The organism is Elusimicrobiota bacterium (assembly GCA_040757695.1).
GTDB lineage: Bacteria > Elusimicrobiota > UBA8919 > UBA8919 > UBA8919 > JBFLWK01.
The window spans coordinates 1-5,699 of record JBFLWK010000115.1; the positions used below are offsets into that span (position 1 = coordinate 1).

Here is a 5,699-nt window from a genome sequence, read left to right on the forward strand (position 1 = left end):
GAAGTTTCACTATTAGTGAAGGTTGTGCAGGACTTATTTTTTCCCGATTATTATACATATTAGTCGTCGGTAAATCAATAATACTATGAGTCAAAAAACAGCGTTTTCACGCATTTTTCAGGTTTATTAAAAATGCAACAGAAATACTGAAGAATTAGAAAATACTGCCGGACTGTACAAAATAGATGTTGTTTTTACAGAAGATATTGATAAAGAGTTCAAGGAAATTATATTCAAGACCGGTAAAATAGTTTATGAAAGAGGAGTTTGAAATATTTGGGAGAATAAAAACCAATTATACTGATAACATTCAGAAAATTATAGATAAATTAAAGGCAGGTTAAAGATTAACCACTGAAGCACGGAATCACGGAATAGATTCCCGACAGCGACATTCGGGAATGACATTTTTCAGTGTATTCAGTGTATTCAGTGGCAAAGAATAAAATCTTGTAAATCCTGTCAGGTAAAAGGCAGGTTAGCGGTTATGACAGAATACCGACTACCGAGGAGGAGAAAATGGCGAAGCAGAAGTTTGAGCGGACAAAGCCGCATGTGAATGTAGGCACAATCGGGCATGTAGACCATGGAAAAACATTGCTGACAGCAGCAATTACGAAGGTTCTGGAACAGAAAGGGCTGTCAAAATTCGTCAGTTATGACGAAGTGGCAAAGGCATCGGAATCACAGGGCAGACGCGATGAGACCAAAATCCTGACCATCGCAATCAGCCATGTAGAGTATCAAACCGAGAAACGGCACTATGCACATATTGACTGCCCAGGTCACGCGGACTATGTGAAAAATATGATAACCGGTGCCGCACAGATGGATGGTGCAATTCTTGTGGTCTCTGCCGCAGACGGCCCAATGCCACAAACCCGAGAGCATATCCTGTTAGCCCGTCAGGTGAATGTGCCGCATATCGTTGTCTATCTGAATAAAGTAGATGTTGTCAACGATAAAGAACTGGTTGATTTGGTTGAATTAGAAATACGGGAACTCTTAAACAAGTATCAATTCCCGGGCGATAAGATACCTGTAATACGGGGCAGTGCACTGAAAGCGATGCAGGGCGACCAATCAGAAATCGGTGAGCCATCAATCTGGAAACTGATGGACGCGATTGATACAACAATCCCGGAACCGAAACGGGATATTGATAAGCCGTTTTTGATGAGTGTTGAAGATGTGTTCACTATTACCGGTCGCGGAACTGTTGCAACCGGCAGGATTGAACGCGGAAAAATTAAAACCGGTGATGCTGTAGAAATTGTTGGGATACAAGAAACGCGAAAATCAGTTGCAACAAGTGTTGAGATGTTCAGAAAAATACTTGATGAAGCGGTTGCAGGCGACAATGTTGGCGTGCTGTTAAGAGGTATAGAAAAAGACCAGGTGGAACGCGGACAGGTTATCGCAGCACCGGCAACAATTACACCACATAAAAAATTTAAAGGGCAAGTGTATGTTCTAACAAAAGAAGAAGGTGGCAGACATACACCATTCTTTAACGGCTACCGTCCACAGTTCTATTTCAGAACAACGGATGTCACCGGAGATGTAAATTTACCAAAAGGGATTGAAATGGTAATGCCCGGCGATAATGTTGAGATAACCGGTGAACTGATTACACCAATTGCAATGGAGAAAGAACTGCGGTTCGCAATCCGTGAAGGCGGGCATACCGTCGGCGCCGGTGTGGTTTCAGAAATTATAGAATAGAGGCAGTGACAAACAAGTGGATAAGTGGTTAGTGGTTAGTAAAAACTTAATCACTTAATCACTAGCTCCCGACTTAAGTCGGGAGCTAATCACTGGTTTTAAGTGGCGAAAACAGACCAACTATCACAATCACAACGAATAAGAATCCGACTCCAAGCATATGACCATAAGATGCTTGACCAGTCACTCGCTGAGGTGATTCAAACTGCGAAACGGACTGGTGCATCCATTTCAGGTCCGGTACTTTTACCAACAAGAATCAAGAAGTATACTGTTTTACGCTCTCCACATACGGATAAGAAATCACGGGAACAGTTTGAAATGCGTATCCATAAACGGCTTGTAGATATTTTACAGCCAACACCACAAACAATAGATGCATTGATGAAACTGGATTTACCCGCAGGTGTAGATGTAGAGATAAAAGCCTAGGAGACAGTGGCTAAGTGGATAAGTGGCTATGTGGTTAGTTTTTCTAATCACTTAATCACCTAATTACTTAATCACTTATTTTAAGTGAAAACAATACTTGGTACAAAAATAGGAATGACACAGATTTTTTCAGATAATGGTGAAGCGATACCAGTAACGGTTGTTTCAGCAGGACCTTGTTTTGTTACACAAATAAAAACAGTCGCAACTGATGGATACAATGCAATCCAAGTTGGCTATGGAACTGCGAAAGAAAGAAAAATTACAAAGCCAGTTCTTGGACATATCAAAAAATCAAACACTCAGCAGATGTTTGCTCAACTCAGAGAGTTCAGAATAGACAAGCCCGACGAAACACAGCCATTCCAACTCGGACAGGCAATAAAATGCGATATTTTCTCGCCAGGCGATTTTGTAGATGTCCGCGGTATCTCTAAAGGGCTTGGGTTTCAAGGTGTTGTGAAACGACATGGGTTTGGTGGCGGACCTACTACACATGGTCAATCAGACAAGCAGCGTGCACCAGGTGCGATAGGGCCACAGAGACCGCAAAAAACAAGAAAAGGAAAAAAAATGGCAGGTCGGATGGGTGGTAAAAATCTTACTATTCAAAAACTTCAGATTGTTAAAACAATACCTGAAAAAAATATATTGCTTATAAAAGGCGCTATACCAGGCGTTAAGAACGGACAGGTTGTAATTTCAAGCACGATAAAGAAAGTAAAACCAAAACCTGTTACTATACAGAAAGAAATCAAAAAGATAGAACCGAAACCAAAAACCGCTAAGCCGATAAAGAAATGAGTATGGAAGCAAAAGTTTTTAATATAAATGGTGAGCAAACTGGTAGTATTGCACTTCCTGATAATGTTTTTAATACAAAGATAAATATCCCGCTGATGCACGAGGTTGTTAACTGGTATCTTGCAAATCGCCGTCAGGGAACACATTCGGCAAAAACAAGGGCAGAAGTATCAGGTTCAGGCAGGAAACCTTGGAAACAGAAAGGCACCGGGCGGGCAAGAGCCGGCAGTATCCGTTCTCCACTGTGGCGGCATGGTGGCGTAATTTTTGCCAAAAAACCAAGAGAGTTTTCATATTCAATACCGAAACGAAAAAGAAAAATAGCATTATTATCTGCACTATCCGCTAAAGCAAGAGATGGCGCAGTAATGGTGCTTGATGGATTGCAGATTCCAGAACCCAAAACCAAACAGGTTGCTAAAATAGTTAAGAACTTAAAACTGGCTAATAGTAAAATACTGCTGGTTACTAAACGGGATAGAATACTTAATCTTGCAACACGGAATCTGGCTAATTTAGTTTTTAGCGATATTTCTGATTTAACAGCATATAATGTGCTGAATGCAAACAAAATAGTTTTTACTGAAGAGTCATTACAGACAATATCTAACAGGTTCGCAAAGTGAAAAAAACAAAAGAATGCAAATCTTACAGATGACGGGTTTTTAGTTTTATCTGATGTATACTATCCTGGTTGGAAAGCATTTGTTGATGGAAAAGAGGAAAAAATATTGCGGGCAAATTATTTATTCAGAGCGGTTCCATTAAAAAAAGGGAACCATCAAGTAGAATTTGTATATAAGCCAAAATCTTATATAACAGGACGAAATATCACAACCAGTTCAATTATTACAGTATTCATTTTAGGTATAGTAGCATGGAGAAAAAATGTTTAAGAAAGCTAAAATAATGTTGCTCTGTTTTGGTTTGGTTTCACCATCTGAATGTGTTTGGACGAATGCACAACCGATGATGGTTTGGGATGTGCCGAGTGATGCCGATGGTGATGATTTACACTTTAAGGTTGAGTTGTCGTCGGTAAGTGATTTTTCTGTAAAAGATGTCTTTGAAAGTAATGTCTCAACAAAAGGGTTTTTGCCCGTGCCACCGGTTACACAGCGTATAGGACAAATGTCCTATACTGTTCATAATGGAATCTTGATATGAAAAAGGTTTTTGAAAACCTGTCCCGAACTTGTTTCGGGAATAAATGGTTCGCAGTTGCTTTGATAATACTGGTTTCAATAGGTATTTATCACAAATCACTTAATGCTCCTTTCATATTTGACGATATAGGAAAGATTGTAGAAAACCCTGATATAAAAAAACTGAGTAATCTCAAAGCGAAACTGATTTACCCGTATACAAATAATAAAATATGGGAACGAAACGATCCATCACGGCCAATTACATATTTAACTTTTACGCTAAATTACTATTTTGGGAAATTAAATACTTTTGGGTACCATCTGTTTAATCTTGTTGTACATATATTCAATGCTATATTGATATTTATACTTACAAGAAAAATATTATTATTTTTTCCACAATCTCCCAATTTCCCAATTTCCCAATTTCTGATTTTTCCTTTTTTTGTAGCACTGTTTTTTACAGTACATCCCATCAATATAAGTAGTGTATTATACATTTTTAGTCGTTCTGTTCTGTTAGCGACATTTTTTTATTTGATGGCTTTATTATTATTTATAAAAGCAACCGAAAAGAATTCCTTAATCTCTCTATCTCCTATCTCCTATCTCCTATCTCTTATCTGTTTCATTCTGGCATTATTTTCTAGACAGGATGTAGTTACATTGCCGATAATGATTTTGTTAGTTGATTATATTTTTTTAAGTGATTTTAACACAAAAAAAGTTATTGAAAAAAAGTATTATCATATACCATTTTGGATTCTGCTGGTTGTATATTTATTATTCCGGTATTTCTATTTTGGTGATGTAGGAGATGCAGAAGCAGGAACTTTATGGGATAGATATCCTTATATTATTATTCAACCATATGTAGTACTGAAGTACTTAAAAATGTTGCTTATTCCGACCGGACTTTGCATAGTTCACAAAATCAACCCCGCGAGAATTTCAGAACTAAAAACGATACTAGCTCTTTTATCTATTACAGTAATATTTTGGTTAACTTATAAGATTTATAAAAAGAAAGCAAATAATTCAAAAATAACATTATTCAGCGTATTGTGGTTTTTCATAACTCTGTCGCCAACATCCAGTTTTTTTCCTACTACCAGTGCATTAGTTGAAAATCGTCTGTATCTTTCTGGATTTGGGTTTTACTTCATTTTTGTATTTTTTTATACTTTAGTTTCTAAATTTTTTAATCTGTCTAATTTTTTAATTTTTTTAATATGTATTCATATTTTCTTACTTGGTTATGTAACAGTAAAACGAAATCAACTTTATCAAAATCCTGTATTACTATGGCAGGATGTTATTTCACGATATCCTAATAGTATAGAAGCCCACAACAATCTCGGAATTTTATTGTATAACTCAAACAGATTTGAAGAAGCAGAGAAAGCATACAGAAACGCGATAAGAATAAATCCGAATTTTGTAAATGCATATACCAATCTCGGGAATTTATTTAAATGTCGCCGAATACCCCGCAGCTTGCTGCGGGGATGAAGGCGACCGACAAATTTTGCCAAATTTTGTATAATGTAATATGTGGAGCTAAGACGAGCAAGTCACGCTGTATATGAA

The 5,699-nt window shown here is 37.4% G+C and carries 5 protein-coding genes and 2 pseudogenes; all 7 read left to right on the plus strand.

Annotation, left to right across the window (positions count from 1 at the left end; genetic code table 11):
* Window positions 1–519 precede the first annotated feature (519 nt).
* Window positions 520–1,725, plus strand: a complete 1,206-nt coding sequence (gene tuf, locus AB1349_12535) for an elongation factor Tu (protein ID MEW6558155.1) — start codon at window positions 520–522, stop codon at window positions 1,723–1,725.
* A 102-nt stretch (window positions 1,726–1,827) separates the two neighbouring features.
* A complete protein-coding gene (rpsJ, locus tag AB1349_12540; protein ID MEW6558156.1) occupies window positions 1,828–2,157 on the plus strand; it encodes a 30S ribosomal protein S10 in 330 nt (109 codons plus the stop codon).
* Between the two features lie 84 nt (window positions 2,158–2,241).
* A pseudogene (gene rplC / locus AB1349_12545) lies at window positions 2,242–2,859 on the plus strand (50S ribosomal protein L3).
* Between the two features lie 104 nt (window positions 2,860–2,963).
* Window positions 2,964–3,587, plus strand: coding sequence for a 50S ribosomal protein L4 (gene rplD, locus AB1349_12550; protein ID MEW6558157.1), 624 nt, complete (start codon window positions 2,964–2,966; stop codon window positions 3,585–3,587).
* A gap of 36 nt (window positions 3,588–3,623) precedes the next feature.
* Window positions 3,624–3,857, plus strand: a pseudogene (locus AB1349_12555) (YfhO family protein).
* On the plus strand, window positions 3,850–4,128 hold the full coding sequence (locus AB1349_12560) for a hypothetical protein (GenBank protein MEW6558158.1): 279 nt from the start codon (window positions 3,850–3,852) through the stop codon (window positions 4,126–4,128). The pseudogene AB1349_12555 and the gene AB1349_12560 overlap by 8 nt, the downstream one beginning before the upstream one ends.
* Window positions 4,125–5,621: a tetratricopeptide repeat protein gene (locus AB1349_12565; protein ID MEW6558159.1), complete on the plus strand. Its 1,497-nt coding sequence runs from the start codon at window positions 4,125–4,127 to the stop codon at window positions 5,619–5,621. Before AB1349_12560 ends, AB1349_12565 begins: the two co-directional genes overlap by 4 nt.
* Window positions 5,622–5,699 lie beyond the last annotated feature (78 nt).